We start from the raw sequence: 17,465 nt of genomic DNA, 5'->3' as shown, positions 1-17,465 counted from the left end.
TCCTTGGCGGGGATCATCAGGTTCTTGATGCGCACGTTGGCAAACGTGCCGCGCATCATCACTTCATGGTTGCCGCGGCGCGAGCCGTAGGAGTTGAAGTCAGCCTTAAGCACGCCATTCTCCAGCAGCCACTTGCCGGCCGGACTGGATTCCTTGATCGAGCCGGCGGGGGAGATGTGGTCCGTAGTGATCGAGTCGCCGAACACGCCGAGGGCACGCGCGCCGCTGATGCCGGCCGCCACCTCTTTCGGCTCCATGTCGAATTCCTGGAAGAACGGCGGTTCCGCGATGTAAGTCGACGTCGGCCAGTTGTAGACCTCGCCTTTGGCCACACCCTTGATCTGCTCCCACAGCTTGCCCGGGGCGTCCTTCACTTCCGCGTAGTTCTCCTTGAAGGTCTTTGCATTCATCGCGAACTTCATCAGCTTGGCGATTTCCGCGGAGCTCGGCCAGATATCACCGATGTAGATGTCCTTGCCGCCCTTGCCCTTGCCTACGGGTTCGGTCATCAGGTCCCGGGTCACATTGCCCGCGATGGCGTAAGCGACGACCAGCGGCGGCGATGCAAGGAAGTTGGAGCGGATGTTCGGATGGATGCGCGCCTCGAAGTTGCGGTTGCCAGACAGCACGGCCGACGCCACGATGTCGTTCTTGAGGATCGCTTCATTGAGTTCCGCGGTCAGGTCACCCGCGTTACCGATACAGGTGGTGCAGCCGTACGCAGTGACCCCGAAGCCCAGCTTCTCGAGGTAGGGCAGCAGGCCGGCTGCTTCCAGGTACTTGGTCACGACGCGCGAGCCAGGCGCGAGCGAGGTCTTGATGTGCGGCGCGACGGTCAGGCCGGCTTCGACCGCCTTCTTGGCCAGCAGGCCCGCGGCCAGCAGCACGCTCGGGTTCGAGGTGTTGGTGCACGACGTGATCGCGGCGATCAGCACGTCACCGTTCTTGACCTTGATGCCGTTGGACGTTTCGTACTCGGCATCCAGGTCTTCAGCCTTCTTGTTGAAGCCATTCTCCGTCACCGGCTTGCTGAAGAGGTCGGCGAAGGTCGCCTTGACCTTGCCGATTTCGATGCGGTCTTGCGGGCGCTTCGGACCTGCCAGCGACGGTGCGACGGTGCCAAGGTCCAGCGTTACGACGCTGGTGTAATCGATGTCGCCGGCCTTTGGGATACCGAACAGGTTCTGGGCCTTGAAATAGGATTCGAAGGCGTCGATTTCCTGCTTGGTGCGGCCCGTGCCCTTGAAGTAGTCGATGGTGACATCGTCCACCGGGAAAAAGCCCATGGTCGCGCCGTATTCCGGCGCCATGTTTGCAATGGTCGCGCGGTCGGTCAGCGACAGTGTCTCGGTGCCTTCGCCGAAGAATTCGACAAACTTGCCGACCACCTTGTGCTTGCGCAGCATCTCGGTGACGGTCAGCACCAGGTCGGTCGCGGTCACGCCTTCACGCAACGCGCCAGTCAGGTTGACGCCAACCACGTCCGGCGTCAGGAAGTAGACCGGCTGGCCCAGCATGCCGGCTTCTGCCTCGATGCCGCCCACGCCCCAGCCGACAACGCCAATGCCGTTGATCATCGTGGTATGGGAATCGGTACCGACCAGAGTGTCCGGATAGAACACACCACCCTTGTCATGCACGCCGCGCGCAAGGTATTCCAGGTTGACCTGGTGCACGATGCCGAAGCCAGGCGGGACGACGCCAAAGGTGTCGAAGGCCTGCATGCCCCATTTCATGAACTGGTAGCGTTCGTTGTTGCGCTGGAATTCCAGCTTCATGTTCAGGTCGAGCGCGTTCTTGTCGCGGTAGTAATCGATCTGCACGGAATGGTCGACCACCAAGTCCACCGGCACCAGCGGTTCGATGTTCTTCGGCTTCTTGCCCATCCTGGAGGCAACGCCGCGCATGGCGGCGAGGTCGGCGAGGAGCGGGACGCCGGTGAAATCCTGCAGCACCACACGCGCCACGACGAAGGGAATCTCATCTACGCGCGCTGCTGTCGGCGCCCAGCCGGCCAGTTGCCTCACATGCTCTTCCGTCACCTTCTTGCCGTCGCAATTACGCAGCACCGATTCCAGCACGATGCGGATCGAAACAGGCAGACGGGAAATATTCACGCCAAGCGCCTTTTCAAGAGCAGGCAGGGAATAAAACTTGCCTTTCCTGGAACCCGAAATCTTGAATTCCTTGAGCGTGTTCAGAGTATTGGTGGACATGGCCTCTCCTTGGGATTATTAGAACTGAACTGCCGACAATCGAAGCAGATGGATGTGAAGCACGCGGATGCGTGCAAGCGGGATGCAGGCGCATCCCGCGGGAATGGATGTTGTCAGCCCTCCGCTACCTTGTGCGCTGCCTGTTCCGGGCTCTTGCATTCGTTGGCGAGCTGCTTGCCCTTCTTCGAGTCAAGCAGCATGCCTTTGGCCGGAATGCCGATCCAGACCAGTCCGTTCTGGGCATTTTCGAAACGATGCGCGCCGGTGGTCGTGCCGACACGATGCATGCGGTGCATGCGCTTGTCCCATTGCAGCGCGATCTGCTGGTCGTTCGCCGCATCGGAGTAAATCGTGATCTTGTTGCCGAGCTCGCAATTGAATGCGGTGGCCTTCAAGCCGGTTACGTCCGGCTGGTCGTCGTCCTGGGCATCCTTCCTGGCAGCAGTCGCCTTTTTCGCGGATGCCTTCTTCGCCGTCTCGCCCGGTGCGGGCGCATTCGCCATGGCTGGCGGGATTCCGGCGGACAGTCCGGCGATCAAGAGTGCGAATGCTGTAAATAACTTCATGCTATGTCTCCACTGTGATGCGCGCCGGATTATCTGTGTTGTCAGCGTCGCATCTGCTACAAAAAACTCCCTGCGGATTCCGGTATCGGCATGCCGCTCGCTTTCGCTCGCTGCAATATCGCCCAATAGTACCGGTAACTGGCCCTGTCGTGCAGCTTGCCGTTGTATTGTATCGGCCCCCATTGTGCCGCATGGGCCTCGCTGAGGATTGCTGAGGCTTCGCTTACCTCCGAGCTGCGCGGCGCAAGGGCTTTGAGGATCGGTTTGATCTGGTTTGGATGGATGCTCCACATCCGCGTGTACCCGAATTCGCCGGACGCCCTGGTTGCATCGTTGGCCACCACCGCCGTATCTTTGATTTCAGTGGTGACATTGTGCGACGGGACCTTGCCGTGCGCATGGCAGGCGGCGGAAATTTCGAGCTTCGCACGAGTGACCAGCGGATGGGTGAACTGGCCGGGAGAGCGCATCGCAGTCCCGGGCACGGCGCCGAAATGTGCCGACACGAAATCCATGATGCCGAATGACAGGCATTCTACCTGCGGCAACGCAGCAATCGCATGCGCGTCTTGCAGCGCGCCGTGCGTTTCGATCAGGACATGGATGGGAAGGTTCTTGCGGCCGTGCTTTTTTGCATGCACGTTGACTGCATCGATGGCGCGAACGACGTCGGACACGCCATCTACCTTGGGAATGACTATATAGGCAAGGCGCTTGGCAGTGGCCTTCGTGATGACCGTGACAATATCCTGCTCGAAGCAGGGGTGCGTGACGTCATGGATGCGGACACCGATACGATTGAACCGGTTGTCATCACTCGCAATGATGGTGGCGACAAGTTTCGCGTGTTCTTCCTCGTTGCCGGCGGCGGCGCCGTCTTCACAGTCGAGGGTGATGTCGAACACGGGGCCAAGTTCTTGCTGCAAGGCAATCGACTTCTGCATCAGTTTTTCGGAACCGGCATAGTGATCGCAGACCGGAATCGAAACCGGCTTGTGTTTACCCTGGAATAAGACCTCGGAAGGATGCATGGGGATCGTCGTAGGGGAGGGCGGGCCGGACGCCCGGGGAGGACAAACGGCGCGGGGCCGTTTGTCCTGGTCGTGGCAGTGATTAGCCGACGAGGTGCTTCACGCCGTCGCGCTCTTCCTGCAGTTCCTTCAGGGTCAGGTTGATGCGCTCTTGCGAGAATGCGTCAACTTGCAGGCCTTGGACGATCTTGTATTCGCCGTTTTCGGTCGTGACCGGGAAGCCGAACATCGTGCCTTCCGGAATGCCGTAGGAACCGTCGGACGGGATGCCCATGGTGGTCCACTTGCCGTTGGTGCCGAGAACCCAGTCACGGACGTGGTCGATCGCAGCATTGGCTGCGGAAGCTGCGGAAGACAGGCCGCGGGCTTCGATGATCGCTGCGCCGCGCTTGCCGACGGTCGGCAGGTACACATCCTTGGTCCAGGCTTCGTCGTTCACCAGGGCCTTGGCCGGCTGGCCGTCAACAGTCGCGTGGGTAAAGTCGGCGTACATGGTCGGGGAGTGGTTGCCCCACACGCACAGCTTCTCGATCGAGGTGATCGGCTTGCCAACCTTGGCGGCCAGTTGCGACAGCGCGCGGTTGTGGTCCAGGCGCAGCATGGCCGTGAAGTTCTTGGCCGGCAGGTTCGGTGCCGACTTCATGGCGATGTAGGCGTTGGTGTTGGCCGGGTTGCCGACAACCAGAACCTTGACATTGCGCGATGCGACAGCGTCGAGAGCCTTGCCCTGGACGGTGAAGATCTGTGCGTTGGCTTCGAGCAGGTCCTTGCGCTCCATGCCCGGGCCGCGCGGACGTGCACCGACCAGAAGGGCAACGTCGGCGTCCTTGAATGCGGTCATCGGATCGCTGTGGGCGGTCATGCCGGCCAGCAGCGGGAATGCGCAGTCGTCGATTTCCATCATCACGCCCTTGAGCGCCTTCTGTGCCTTCTCGTCCGGGATTTCCAGCAATTGCAGGATGACGGGCTGGTCTTTACCCAGCATGTCGCCGTTGGCGATGCGGAACAGCAGGGAGTAGCCGATTTGGCCGGCGGCGCCGGTAACAGCAACGCGCATGGGGGCTTTAGCCATGATGAATCTCCAAAGTGGGAATGAAAGGGGAAACCGTATGAATTATTCGGCAAGCCTGTAATAATACGCCGATTCCATGCTTGATCACGGCCAAATCCCTGGCCATGCCGGAGATGGGGCGTCGCAATAACCGGAGTTTCTCACGGGCTTGCATCCTGCCAATATTGCGGGCGAGTGTATGCCTGCGTGGTCGCTCTGTCAATGGCTATCTTATATCTTATATAAGACATATCAGTTATACATTTTGCTGGACGGCAATCGGTGTTTTGTGGTGAAATCGCTGATTATGAGTTCAGCCCCGACTAATCTGACTGCCAATGGCGTGCCTGCCGCCGGGGCTGGCCTTTCCGCTTCTGGGACTTCTCCCACCTTCAGCCCGCTGTACCAGCAGATCAAGGCATTGATCACCCAGAGCCTGCAGTCCGGCGAATGGAAGCCGGGCGAGCTGATTCCCAGCGAAGTGGAGCTCGCCAATCGATTCAAAGTCAGCCAGGGTACGGTCCGCAAGGCGATCGACGAACTGGCTGCCGAAAACCTGGTGGTGCGCCGCCAGGGCAAGGGAACCTTCGTTGCCACGCACCACGAGGCGCGCGCGCAATACCGGTTCCTCAGGCTCATGCCGGACGCCGGTGAGCCGCACAATGCCGACAACAAGATCCTTGAGGTCAAAAGACTGAGAGCGCCCGCAGAAGTTGCGCGCCTGCTGGATATCAAGTCGGGTGATTCCGTCATTTTCATCAAGCGCGTGCAGTCGTTCGACGGTGCGCCGACCATCGTCGAGGAGCTCTGGCTCCCGGGCGTAATCTTCAAAGGCCTCACGGCCGAGCGCCTGGTCGAGTACAAAGGGCCGATGTACGGATTATTCGAAACCGAATTCGGGACGCGCATGATTCGCGCGACCGAAAAGATCCGTGCGGTCAGCGCAGACGAGGGGACGGCAGAGTTATTGAGTGTCGAAAAGCAAACGCCCCTGCTCAGTGTCGAGCGGGTGTCCTTCACTTACGGTGATCGTCCGGTGGAAGTTCGCCGGGGACTGTACTTGACTGATCGACATCATTATCAGAACGAACTGAGTTGAGTTTGATGTAAAGCCGTTGCGTGCAATAGCGGATAGCCACGCTTGACAAGCGGAAATTGTGCTTTCAGCGAACGTTGCTATTGGTGTGATGCACAAAATCGGCGAAAATTACGGGATTTTCAAGCCCTGGGAGGTAATGTCATGTCCGAAGCCGTGAATAAAAACCGGCATAAATACGGCGTAATGAGCTTTGCTGATATACGTCACTACCGGCTGCCGCTGGCCGCCTATGTTTCGATCCTGCATCGCGCTAGCGGTGCAATGATGTTCGTACTCTTGCCCTTCGTGCTGTTCCTCCTGGACAAGAGCCTGACATCGGAAATTTCCTTCGAATACCTCAAGGGCTTCACTTCCAACTGGTTCGTCAAGCTCGTCATTCTGGCTCTGGTCTGGGCCTACCTGCACCACGTCTGTGCCGGTATCCGCCACTTGCTGATGGACGTGCACGTCGGTGTAGACAAGGTAAGCGGCCGCAAGTCGGCAGTCACCGTGTTCGCCATCAGCCTGCCCATCGCCGCGCTGGTCGCCCTGAAATTGTTCGGAGTTTTCTAACATGGCAAACAACAACATCGGACCGAAGCGCCTGGTCGTCGGCGCGCATTACGGCCTGCGTGACTGGCTTGCGCAGCGCGCCACCGCGCTCGTCATGCTGGCATACACGGTCGTCCTGCTCGTGTCCTTCCTTACCGCCAGCAACTTCAGCTATGAAGGCTGGGCCGGCCTGTTCTCCCGCCAGTGGTTCAAGATGGCGACTTTCGTGACCATCCTCGCGCTGCTGTACCACGCATGGGTCGGTTTCCGTGAAATCGTCATGGACTACGTGACCAAGTCCGTCGGACTGCGTCTGACGTTTTATGTTGCCGCTATCCTGTGGCTGATCGGTTGCGCAGGCTGGGCCGCGCAGATTATCTGGAGAATGTAATCGTGGCAGCAATCAAGCAAAAACTTCCCGTCCGCCGTTTTGATGCCGTGATCGTCGGTGCCGGTGGCTCCGGCATGCGCGCTTCCCTGCAACTGGCGGAAGCGGGCCTCAACGTCGCGGTCCTGTCCAAGGTGTTCCCGACCCGCTCGCACACTGTTGCCGCGCAAGGCGGTATCGGCGCTTCGCTGGGCAATATGTCCGAGGACAACTGGTACTGGCACATGTTCGACACCGTCAAGGGCTCGGACTACCTGGGTGACCAGGATGCGATCGAATTCATGTGCCGTGAAGCACCGAAGGTCGTGTATGAACTCGAACACTTCGGCATGCCGTTCGACCGCAACCCCGACGGCACGATTTACCAGCGTCCGTTTGGCGGCCACACCGCCAACTTCGGCGAAAAGCCGGTGCAACGTGCTTGCGCAGCTGCAGACCGTACCGGCCACGCACTGCTGCATACGCTGTATCAGCGTAACGTCCGCGCCAAGACCCACTTCTTCGTCGAGTGGATGGCGATTGACCTGATCCGTGACCAGGATGGCGACGTGCTCGGCGTCGTTGCGCTGGAAATGGAAACCGGCGATGTGATGATCCTCGAAGCGAAGACCACCCTGTTCGCCACCGGCGGTGCAGGCCGTATTTTCGCAGCGTCGACCAACGCCTTCATCAATACCGGCGACGGCATGGGCATGGCTGCACGTGCAGGCCTGCCGCTGCAGGACATGGAATTCTGGCAGTTCCACCCGACCGGCGTATCTGGCGCGGGCGTGCTGATCACCGAAGGCGTGCGCGGCGAGGGCGGTATCCTCATCAACGCCAATGGCGAACGCTTCATGGAGCGCTATGCACCGACGCTGAAGGACCTGGCGCCGCGCGACTTCGTGTCCCGTTCGATGGACCAGGAAATCAAGGAAGGCCGCGGCTGCGGACCCAACAAGGACCATGTCCTGCTGGACCTGCGCCACATCGGCGCCGACACCATCAAGAAGCGCCTGCCGTCGATCCTCGAAATCGGCCACAAGTTCGCCAACGTCGACGCGACCAAGGAACCGATCCCGGTCGTCCCGACCATCCACTACCAGATGGGCGGCATCCCGACCAACATCAACGGTCAGGTGGTCGCGCCGAAGAACGGCAGCATGAAGGAAGTCGTCAACGGCATGTACGCCATCGGCGAATGCGCATGCGTCTCGGTGCACGGTGCGAACCGTCTCGGCACCAATTCGCTGCTCGACCTCGTTGTCTTCGGTCGCGCTGCAGGTAATCACATCGTTGCGCAGAACCTCAAGCAGAAGAGCCACAAGGCGCTGCCGGCGGACGCTGCCGACCGTGCGATGGAACGTCTCGCCCGACTCGAAACCAGCACCGGTTCCGAGCGCGTGCAGGATGTCGCCAACGCGATCCGCTCCACGATGCAACAGTACTGCGGCGTGTTCCGCACCGACGAACTGCTGCAAGCCGGCGCCAAGAAGATCGTCGAACTGGACGAGCGCCGCAAGCACGTTTCGTTCAAGGACAAGTCGAAGGTATTCAACACCGCGCGTGTCGAAGCACTCGAGCTGGACAACCTCATTGAAACTGCGAAGGCAACCATCATCTCGGCAGCAGCTCGCAAGGAATCGCGCGGCGCCCACGCCCACCGCGATTACGAGAAGCGCGACGACGAGAACTGGATGAAGCACACGCTGTGGTTCTCCGAGGGCAACCGCCTCGACTACAAGCCGGTCAACACCCAGCCGCTGACCGTTGAAACCTTCAAGCCCAAGGCACGTACTTTCTAAGGCAAGAACATGGCACGTACTCTGAAATTTCAAATCTACCGTTACGATCCGGACAAGGACGAGAAGCCCTACATGCAGGATCTGACGGTGACCCTGCAGGACACCGACAAGATGCTGCTCGATGCGCTCCAGCGCATCAAGGCCGACGTCGACGATTCGCTGGCGCTGCGCCGCTCCTGCCGCGAAGGCGTGTGCGGTTCCGACGCAATGAACATCAACGGCAAGAACGGCCTGGCCTGCACCACCAACCTGAACGAACTGACCGAACCCATCGTGCTGCGCCCGCTGCCGGGCCTCCCGGTCATCCGCGACCTGATCGTGGACATGACCCAGTTCTTCAAGCAGTACCACTCGATCAAGCCGTACCTGATCAACGACACCATTCCTCCGGAGAAAGAGCGTCTGCAATCCCCGGCTGAACGCGAAGAACTCGACGGCGTCTATGAGTGTATTCTGTGCGCGTGCTGCTCGACGTCCTGCCCGTCGTTCTGGTGGAATCCGGACAAGTTCGTCGGCCCGGCCGGCCTGCTGCAGGCATACCGCTTCATCGCCGACAGTCGAGACCAGGCAACCAATGAGCGCCTGGACAACCTGGAAGACCCGTACCGCCTGTTCCGTTGCCACACGATCATGAACTGCGTCGACGTTTGCCCGAAGGGCCTGAACCCGACGCGCGCGATCGGCAAGATCAAGGAACTGATGGTTCGCCGCGCAGTGTAAGTGTGAAGAAAGGGCGGAAGTGCATACTGCTTCCGCCTTATTTCATGAGCCCTCCACCCCCCATTCGGAGGGTTCCTGAAATAGAGTGAATGAGGAATTATGTCTGTCAATCATCAGGCCGACCCGGTCAAGCGAGCACGTTTGCGTTGGAGGGCTCGCCGTGGCTTGCTCGAAAACGATCTCATCATCACGCGGTTCCTCGATGCGCATGAGGAAACCCTGACCGATGAAGAAGTGGATGCGTTTTCCCGCCTGATGGAACTGGCGGACAACGAACTGATGGACTTGCTGCTGGCTCGCAAGGAACCGTCCGGCGATGTCGATCTGCCGCACGTCCATGCGTTGCTGGGGCGACTGCGTGCTGCCTGACGCCGGTAGGTTTTTGTATTTCGGTTTTTTTTGCAATCGACTCACCCCTCCTCACTAGAAGGAAGAGACATGACCAACTCTGATACCAAAGCAACCCTGTCGTTCTCCGACGGTTCCCCGTCGCTGGACCTCCCGATCTACAAGGGCACCATCGGCCCGGATGTCATCGACATCCGCAAGCTCTATGGCGCAACGGGCAAGTTCACGTATGACCCCGGCTTCATGTCCACTGCAGCTTGCAACTCGTCGATTACTTACATTGATGGCGACAAGGGTGAGTTGCTGTATCGTGGCTACCCGATCGAGCAGCTCGCAGTCAATGCCGACTTCCTCGAAACCTGCTACCTGCTGCTGAACGGCGAACTGCCGAACGCAGCACAAAAGCAGAAGTTTGTGAGCACCGTGACCAATCACACGATGGTCCACGAGCAGATGCAATTCTTCTTCCGCGGTTTCCGTCGCGATGCGCACCCGATGTCGGTGCTGGTCGGTACTGTGGGTGCGCTGTCCTCGTTCTACCACGACTCCCTCGACATCAACGATCCGCATCACCGCGAAGTATCGGCCATCCGCCTGATCGCCAAGCTGCCGACGCTGGTCGCCATGTCGTACAAGTATTCCGTCGGCCAGCCGTTCGTGTATCCGCGCAACGACCTGTCCTACAGCGCCAACTTCATGCGCATGATGTTCTCGACCCCGTGCGAAGAGTACAAGGTCAACGACGTCCTGGTCCGCGCACTCGACCGCATCCTGATCCTGCACGCAGACCATGAGCAGAACGCGTCGACATCGACCGTCCGTCTGGCCGGTTCCTCGGGCGCCAACCCGTTCGCGTGTATCGCTGCCGGTATTGCCTGCCTCTGGGGCCCGGCACACGGCGGCGCGAACGAAGCGGCACTGAACATGCTGGAAGACATCCAGAAGCAGGGCGGTGTCGAGCGCATTGGCGAATTTATCGCTCAGGTCAAGGACAAGAATTCCAACGTCAAGCTGATGGGCTTCGGCCACCGCGTGTACAAGAACTACGACCCGCGTGCCAAGCTGATGCGCGAGACCTGCTATGAAGTGCTGAACGAACTGGGTCTGCACGACGACCCGCTGTTCAAGCTCGCGATGGCCCTCGAAAAGATCGCTCTGGAAGACGATTACTTCGTCCAGCGCAAGCTCTACCCGAACGTCGACTTCTACTCCGGCATCGTCCAGCGCGCGCTGGGTATTCCGGTCTCGCTGTTCACCGGTATCTTCGCGATGGCGCGTACCGTCGGCTGGATCGCCCAGTGGAACGAGATGATCTCGGATCCGGAACAGAAGATCGGCCGTCCGCGCCAGCTGTTCGTCGGCTCGCCGAAGCGCGACGTTCCGCCGCTCGCCAAGCGCGCGTAAACGTTGCCTGGGGCGGGACCTTGTCCTGCCTCGTAGCAGCAAAATCAAACCCGCAGAAGCTTCTGGCTTCCTGCGGGTTTTTTCTTGCGGTTTGATTTCAGTAATTCAGCTTCGCGTAGAAGTGGCGCTCCGCGGCTTCACGCGCATCACGCAAGGTGCGGATACCTTGTTCGTGGAGGAGGGGGAGCATCTTCAGGAAGATTTCGCCGGTTACCATGGCGTCGCCGAGCGCAGTATGCCGGCCCGAGATGTTGACGCCCAGGCGCTCGGCAATCGCTTCGAGGCGATGGGATTCCTGATTGGGATGGAGGACGGCCGAAAGCAGGAGAGTATCGAGTACGGGGTGATGGAATGCGACACCCGTCTTGTCTTCCTTCATTTGCAGGAAGCGCATGTCGAAGGCAGCGTTGTGTGCGACCAGGACGGTGTCTTCGCAGAAGGCGTGAAAGTCCGGCAAAACGCGCTCGATGGTTGGGCGGCCTGACAGCATGTCATTGGTGATGCCGTGGATTTTTGTCGACTCCGCAGCGACTGGCCGCCTGGGATCGACGAGGCAGTCGAAGACTTCGCCGCGCAGGAGTCGGCCATTGACAATCCGGGCGGCGCCAAGCTGTATGATTTCGTCCCCCGCAGAGGGATCGAGCCCAGTCGTTTCCGTGTCGAAGACCGTGTAGGCAAGCTGGCTCAGGAGCCGGTCGTCGAGTGCGCGCGTTTCCTCGGTCTTGCGGAACAGGTCGAAGTCGTAGTATTCCGGGCGCCCCTGGTTGAACGGGGAGGGCGGTATCGCCGGTTCAGGCGCCGTTGCGACTGGAATCGGGATACGGAAAAATGAGCGGTGGGAAGCCTTGTCGCGCTGAAACCAGATTTCCCCGCCATGCCGTTCAACGACTTCCCGCAGGGTGAGCGGACTGTTTTCTCCGCCGGATGTAAGCGGATCCATTTCCCAGCCGACCAGCGTTTCGGAACTGATGACGACTCCCGACCAGATCAGGTCAAGATGGGCAAGCCGGCCATCGCGCGTGAGGCGAAACCGGACTTCACGTACCTGGAATTCTTCCTTCAAGCGGGCGGCAAGGTATCCAACAACCTGGAGCAAGGAATAGCTGTCCACCTTGACCCACATTTTTTCGTCGATATCTTCAGTCTTCGTCGACAACCCCAAACGTTGCTCGATACGATGTTGAGCGGCTTGAATCAAATCGAACCCCTGCATTTCCTCTAGCGGCCAGCGTACTTTCAATGCGTCGGCGAAGTCGCTCGCCGTGCTGTCGAGGCGTTCGCCCATTGTCCGCGCCTCGTCTCGCACAATGCTGAGAAAACGGTCGCGCTGGGTGCTTTCCATGTCAGGGTAGTCGAGCAGGTTTTCGACAGCTGCACGGATGCTGGCCAGGGATGAACGACTGCCTTCAGTCAGTGATTGCAACACCGCATCTCGCTGGCTCTCAAGGTCGAAGCGCCGGGTGATGTCTTCAAGGATAAGTACGTAGCCGCCAATCGACTGCCCGCCGCTTGCATCCTTATGCATCGCCGGTGCCATCTGAGCGCGGATCAATTGTGCGTGACGGGATGATGTCACGAAGTTCGTTACCGGTTGTGCGTCGCCGGCCGCGAGGCGTTGGCGAATCCGGTCTAGTCCGTGTGTAATCAGGCTGCGCTCAAGCACCGCGAAGATGGAGCGGCCTAGTCCCACCGGTGACCCGCCTGGCGACGCGCTATTCGACTCCGAAAGGAACATCAGGCGCGCACGGTTGTTATACAGCAGGATACGTCCGTCGGCGTTGCACACAATGACGCTCTGGTTCAGTTCGGACATCAATGCGGCGAAGCGGTTCTTTTCGTCCTCGATCGCCTCCCTCGCTTCGGCAATCCGTAACTGAACATCGTGCTTCAGTGCATCCCGCTCATCGGCCAGCCGGTTGATGACAGTGGTGAGGGTCCGCAATTCCGCAGAGCCTTCCTGCGGAAGGCGAACCCGGCTATCCGCGCCGACGATAACGCCCAGCTTTTCGCCGAGGCGGAGCGGGGCACTGACGTAGTGCCTGTATAGATACTCAAATGCCAGGCCGATGGCAGCCAGGGCGGCAAACAGGATGACAACGACAATACCGGTGCGCCCACTCAGGATGCGCAGGACGGCCTGCTGGTCTTCCGCGCCAAGCGACGCCCATAGAACAACATACAGGAGAACGGTAACCGCTCCCAGGAAACCATACAGCACAGCGAGCGCTGAAATGAACTTTGCTTTTCCACTCATGCGTCGGCACCAAGCAACTGCCTGACCCGTTGCACAAGCTCCTTGCTTGAGAATGGCTTGGTGATATAAGCGTCGGCGCCGAGCGCAAGACCCTTCGCGATCTCAGAATCGCGGCTCTTGGCGGACAGCATCACAATTTTCATTTGATGCCAGGCAGCAGTTGCACGAATCTGCCGGCACACGTCGTAGCCGTCCTTGCCCGGCATCATGACGTCGAGCAGGATCAGGTCGGGTATTTTGGATTCCATAGCTTGGATAGCTTCGATACCGTTGCCGGCAAGCATGACTTCAAAGCCTTCCCGTTTCATCAGGAATTCGAGCGAGGCGACGATGTTGGGCTCATCGTCGGCGATCAGGATGGTCTTCACCATGTCTCCGCAGGTTTCTTGGTTTGGTGTTTTTGTCAGGGTGCCACGTTCGCCTTACACCATGCTGAACAGGCTGGGAGAAATGAGCGGATTTATCGCACAGCTGTGCATTTTTTGCTCTTGAAGTTTCTCTTTCGGCAACTAGTGCGCTGCAACCAAAAAATGTCGTTGCAAGGGCCGCAAAATGGCCTGGTAAGCCGTTACGTTGATCTTGATTAATATGTTATGCTCGCGATTCGTAACACCTCAGGTCACGTAGCCCTTCCCCCACAACTTGATGTGCGATCCGCTAACCGGTCAGGCCGTGTCGCGGAAGGTTAGATTAACCCGCTAATCTCGCGAAACGCGAAGAAAGGTGAGCAAGATGATGCAACAGTCGTTCTCCAATTCATATCTGTTTGGAGGCAACGCACCGTACGTGGAAGAACTGTACGAAGCGTACCTCAACAACCCTGGTTCCGTTCCCGACAACTGGCGTGCGTATTTCGACGCAATGCAGAATGTTCCGGCCGTCGACGGCTCGAACAAGCCTGACGTTGCCCACGCACCGGTGATCGCTTCCTTTGCAGAGCGCGCAAAGCAAGGCCCGATCCGTACCGTCACCGCATCCATGGATGCGGAAATGGGCCGTAAGCGCGTCGCTGTAACGCAGTTGATCGCTGCTTACCGTTTCCTCGGCAACCGCTGGGCCAACCTCGACCCGCTGCAGCGCCAGGAGCGTCCGAACATCCCCGAATTGGAGCCGAGCTTCTACGGTTTCACCGATGCCGACCAGGACATCGTGTTCAATATCAGCAACACGTACTTCGGCCCGGAAACCGCAACCCTGCGCGACTTGCTCCAGTCGTTGCGTGACACCTACTGCCGTTCCATCGGCGCCGAATTCATGTACGTCAGCGACCCTGCCCAGAAGCGCTGGCTGCAGGAGCGCCTGGAGTCGGTTCGCTCCACCCCGAATTTCTCGCCCGAGAAGAAGAAGCACATCCTCGACCGCCTGACCGCGGCCGAGGGTCTCGAGCGTTACCTGCATACCCGCTACGTCGGCCAGAAGCGCTTCTCGCTGGAAGGCGGCGAAAGCTTCATCGCCTCGCTGGATGAAACCATCCAGCGCGCCGGCGACAAGGGCGTCCAGGAAATCGTTATCGGCATGGCCCACCGCGGCCGCCTGAATGTGTTGGTCAACACCCTCGGCAAAATGCCGCAGGACCTGTTCGCTGAATTCGAAGGCAAGCACGCCGACGACCTGCCGGCAGGCGACGTGAAATACCACCAAGGCTTCTCGTCCGACGTCTCGACCCCTGGCGGCCCGGTTCACCTGTCGCTTGCATTCAACCCGTCGCACCTCGAAATCGTCAACCCGGTGGTCGAAGGTTCCGTCAAGGCCCGCATGGACCGCCGCGGTGACAAGGACGGATCGCAAGTCATGCCGATCCTGGTGCACGGCGACGCTGCATTTGCCGGCCAGGGCGTTGTGATGGAAACCCTGAACCTCGCGCAGACCCGCGGCTACGGCACGGGCGGCACGGTTCACATCGTCATCAACAACCAGATCGGCTTTACCACCTCCGATCCGCGCGATTCCCGCTCCACGCTGTACTGCTCCGACGTTGTCAAGATGATCGAAGCACCGGTGCTGCACGTGAACGGCGACGATCCGGAAGCCGTCATCCTGGCAACCCAGATCGCCCTCGACTTCCGCCTCGAATTCAAGAAGGACGTCGTCGTCGACATCATCTGCTTCCGCAAGCTGGGCCACAACGAGCAGGACACGCCGGCGCTGACGCAGCCGCTGATGTACAAGAAGATCGGCAAGCATCCGGGTACGCGCAAGCTGTATGCGGACAAGCTGGTTACCCAGGGCACGATCGGGGCGGACGATGGCGATGCAATGGTCAAGGCCTACCGGGATGCAATGGACGCCGGAAAGCACACGGTCGATCCGGTTATTTCCAATTTCAAGAGCAAGTACGCTGTTGACTGGATGCCGTTCCTCAACCGCAAGTGGACCGATGCAGCGGACACCGCGGTGCCGCTGGCTGAACTGAAGCGCCTGGCAGCACGCATTACCACCGTGCCGGAAAACTTCAAGGTGCACCCGCTGGTCGAGAAAGTGCTGGCAGACCGCGCGACGATGGGCCAGGGCGACATGAACCTGGACTGGGGCATGGGCGAACATCTCGCCTACGCATCGCTGGTGGCTTCCGGCTACGCTGTGCGCCTCACTGGTCAAGATGCCGGCCGTGGTACCTTCGTTCACCGTCACGCCGTGCTGCACGACCAGAATCGTGAGCGTTGGGATGCTGGTACCTTCATCCCGCTGCAAAATATTTCCGAAAACCAGGCTTCGTTCAGCGTCATCGACTCCGTATTGTCCGAAGAGGCAGTGCTTGGCTTCGAATACGGTTACTCGACAGCAGAGCCGAACACACTGACCATCTGGGAAGCGCAATTCGGCGATTTCGCCAATGGCGCCCAGGTCGTGATCGACCAGTTCATCAGCTCCGGCGAAGTGAAGTGGGGTCGTGCATCGGGGCTCGTCATGATGTTGCCGCACGGTTACGAAGGCCAGGGTCCGGAACACTCTTCCGCGCGCCTGGAGCGTTACCTGCAGCTGTGCGCTGACAACAACATGCAAGTGGTGCAGCCGACCACGGCAGCGCAGATCTTCCACCTGCTGCGCCGCCAGATGATCCGCCTGTTCCGCAAGCCGCTCGTCATCATGACGCCGAAGTCGCTGCTGCGTAACAAGGATGCCGGCTCGCCGCTGTCCGAACTCGCCAAGGGCCAGTTCCAGACGGTTATCGGTGAAGTCGACGAGAAGATCGATCCGAAGAAGGTCAAGCGCGTTGTCGCTTGCTCGGGCAAGGTCTACTACGACCTGGTCAACGCACGCAAGGAACGCGGTGCTTCCGATATCGCCATTGTCCGTATTGAACAACTCTATCCGTTCCCGCACAAGGCATTCGCGGCAGAACTGAAGAAGTTCCCGAACTTCACGGAATTGGTGTGGACGCAGGACGAACCGCAGAACCAGGGTGCCTGGTTCCAGATTCAGCACAACATCTTCGAAAATCTGGAAGAAGGCCAGAAACTGGCATATGCAGGCCGTCCGGCCAGCGCGTCGCCTGCTGTCGGCTATTACGACAAGCACTACGCGCAGCAAAAGGCGCTGATCGACACCGCATTCTCGAAGCTCAAGGGCTTCGTCCTGACGAAATAAAGACCCGACGGCGCGCCAGAAGCTGGCGCGCCGCACGAACAACCCGAAACGGAGAGTTACATGGCAATTATCGAAGTGAAAGTTCCGCAATTGTCGGAATCGGTTGCAGAAGCAACCCTGTTGCAGTGGCATAAGAAAGTTGGCGAAGCAGTCGCCCGAGATGAAAACCTGATCGACATCGAAACCGACAAGGTGGTCCTTGAACTTCCCGCGCCGGACGCCGGCGTGATCGTCGAAGTGATCAAGGGCGACGGCAGCACCGTCGTTGCAGGCGAAGTGATCGCCAAGCTGGACACTGAAGCCAAGGCAGGCGCAGTCGCCGCCCCGGCAGCAGCACCGGCTCCCGCAGCAGCACCGGCACCGGCCGCCGCTGCACCTGCTCCGGCTTCCACCGCAGCAGCCGGCATCGCCATGCCCGCCGCAGCCAAGATGCTGGCGGACAACAACATGACTGCCGCGCAAGTGGCAGGGACCGGCAAGGATGG

General features: G+C 59.5%; 15 protein-coding genes. 9 read left to right on the top strand and 6 right to left on the bottom strand.

Annotated features, from left to right (window positions below):
- From acnA to AYR66_RS27110, 4 genes are all read right to left on the bottom strand, one after another.
- Positions 1-2,216, bottom strand: a 2,216-nt coding sequence (acnA, locus tag AYR66_RS27125) for an aconitate hydratase AcnA (protein ID WP_088710649.1), incomplete at its 3' end; no start/stop codon positions are given.
- A 113-nt stretch (positions 2,217-2,329) separates the two neighbouring features.
- A complete protein-coding gene (locus AYR66_RS27120) occupies positions 2,330-2,782 on the bottom strand; it encodes a hypothetical protein (protein WP_088710648.1) in 453 nt (150 codons plus the stop codon).
- Between the two features lie 56 nt (positions 2,783-2,838).
- Positions 2,839-3,813: an HpcH/HpaI aldolase/citrate lyase family protein gene (locus tag AYR66_RS27115; RefSeq protein ID WP_088710647.1), complete on the bottom strand. Its 975-nt coding sequence runs from the start codon at positions 3,811-3,813 to the stop codon at positions 2,839-2,841.
- 82 nt (positions 3,814-3,895) lie between these two features.
- Positions 3,896-4,885, bottom strand: coding sequence for a malate dehydrogenase (locus AYR66_RS27110; RefSeq protein ID WP_088710646.1), 990 nt, complete (start codon positions 4,883-4,885; stop codon positions 3,896-3,898).
- 286 nt (positions 4,886-5,171) lie between these two features.
- Here AYR66_RS27110 and AYR66_RS27105 point away from each other — a divergent pair, with 286 nt between their 5' ends.
- The 7 genes from AYR66_RS27105 to gltA all read left to right on the top strand — a co-directional run bounded on the left by AYR66_RS27105 (position 5,172) and on the right by gltA (position 11,138).
- On the top strand, positions 5,172-5,963 hold the full coding sequence (locus tag AYR66_RS27105; protein WP_088710645.1) for a GntR family transcriptional regulator: 792 nt from the start codon (positions 5,172-5,174) through the stop codon (positions 5,961-5,963).
- A gap of 141 nt (positions 5,964-6,104) precedes the next feature.
- A complete protein-coding gene (gene sdhC, locus AYR66_RS27100; RefSeq protein ID WP_088710644.1) occupies positions 6,105-6,515 on the top strand; it encodes a succinate dehydrogenase, cytochrome b556 subunit in 411 nt (136 codons plus the stop codon).
- 1 nt (position 6,516) lies between these two features.
- Entirely contained in the window at positions 6,517-6,885 is a 369-nt protein-coding gene (sdhD, locus tag AYR66_RS27095) for a succinate dehydrogenase, hydrophobic membrane anchor protein (protein ID WP_088710643.1), read from the top strand.
- 2 nt (positions 6,886-6,887) lie between these two features.
- Positions 6,888-8,666: a succinate dehydrogenase flavoprotein subunit gene (gene sdhA / locus AYR66_RS27090; RefSeq protein WP_088710642.1), complete on the top strand. Its 1,779-nt coding sequence runs from the start codon at positions 6,888-6,890 to the stop codon at positions 8,664-8,666.
- A gap of 9 nt (positions 8,667-8,675) precedes the next feature.
- Entirely contained in the window at positions 8,676-9,386 is a 711-nt protein-coding gene (locus AYR66_RS27085) for a succinate dehydrogenase iron-sulfur subunit (RefSeq protein ID WP_088710641.1), read from the top strand.
- 99 nt (positions 9,387-9,485) lie between these two features.
- Complete coding sequence (locus tag AYR66_RS27080; RefSeq protein ID WP_088710640.1) at positions 9,486-9,755, top strand: FAD assembly factor SdhE; 270 nt, start codon at positions 9,486-9,488, stop codon at positions 9,753-9,755.
- A gap of 69 nt (positions 9,756-9,824) precedes the next feature.
- Positions 9,825-11,138, top strand: a complete 1,314-nt coding sequence (gene gltA / locus AYR66_RS27075) for a citrate synthase (protein ID WP_088710639.1) — start codon at positions 9,825-9,827, stop codon at positions 11,136-11,138.
- Between the two features lie 97 nt (positions 11,139-11,235).
- Here the strand turns inward: gltA and AYR66_RS27070 are convergent, their stop codons facing one another.
- The gene (locus AYR66_RS27070; RefSeq protein ID WP_088710638.1) at positions 11,236-13,392 is read right to left on the bottom strand and encodes a 3'-5' exonuclease; all 2,157 of its coding nucleotides are present in this window, start codon (positions 13,390-13,392) and stop codon (positions 11,236-11,238) included.
- A complete protein-coding gene (locus tag AYR66_RS27065) occupies positions 13,389-13,763 on the bottom strand; it encodes a response regulator transcription factor (RefSeq protein ID WP_088710637.1) in 375 nt (124 codons plus the stop codon). Before AYR66_RS27065 ends, AYR66_RS27070 begins: the two co-directional genes overlap by 4 nt.
- A 361-nt stretch (positions 13,764-14,124) precedes the next feature.
- Here AYR66_RS27065 and AYR66_RS27060 point away from each other — a divergent pair, with 361 nt between their 5' ends.
- Together AYR66_RS27060 and AYR66_RS27055 are read left to right on the top strand one after the other, a co-directional pair.
- Positions 14,125-16,980: a 2-oxoglutarate dehydrogenase E1 component gene (locus tag AYR66_RS27060; RefSeq protein WP_088710636.1), complete on the top strand. Its 2,856-nt coding sequence runs from the start codon at positions 14,125-14,127 to the stop codon at positions 16,978-16,980.
- 60 nt (positions 16,981-17,040) lie between these two features.
- A partial coding sequence (locus tag AYR66_RS27055; protein WP_337367511.1) for a biotin/lipoyl-containing protein occupies positions 17,041-17,465 on the top strand: 425 nt, incomplete at its 3' end.

The sequence above is a fragment of the Noviherbaspirillum denitrificans genome (genome assembly GCF_002211445.1).
GTDB classification, from domain to species: Bacteria; Pseudomonadota; Gammaproteobacteria; order Burkholderiales; family Burkholderiaceae_D; genus Noviherbaspirillum; species Noviherbaspirillum denitrificans.
This window is presented reverse-complemented; position numbering and strand designations above follow the sequence as displayed.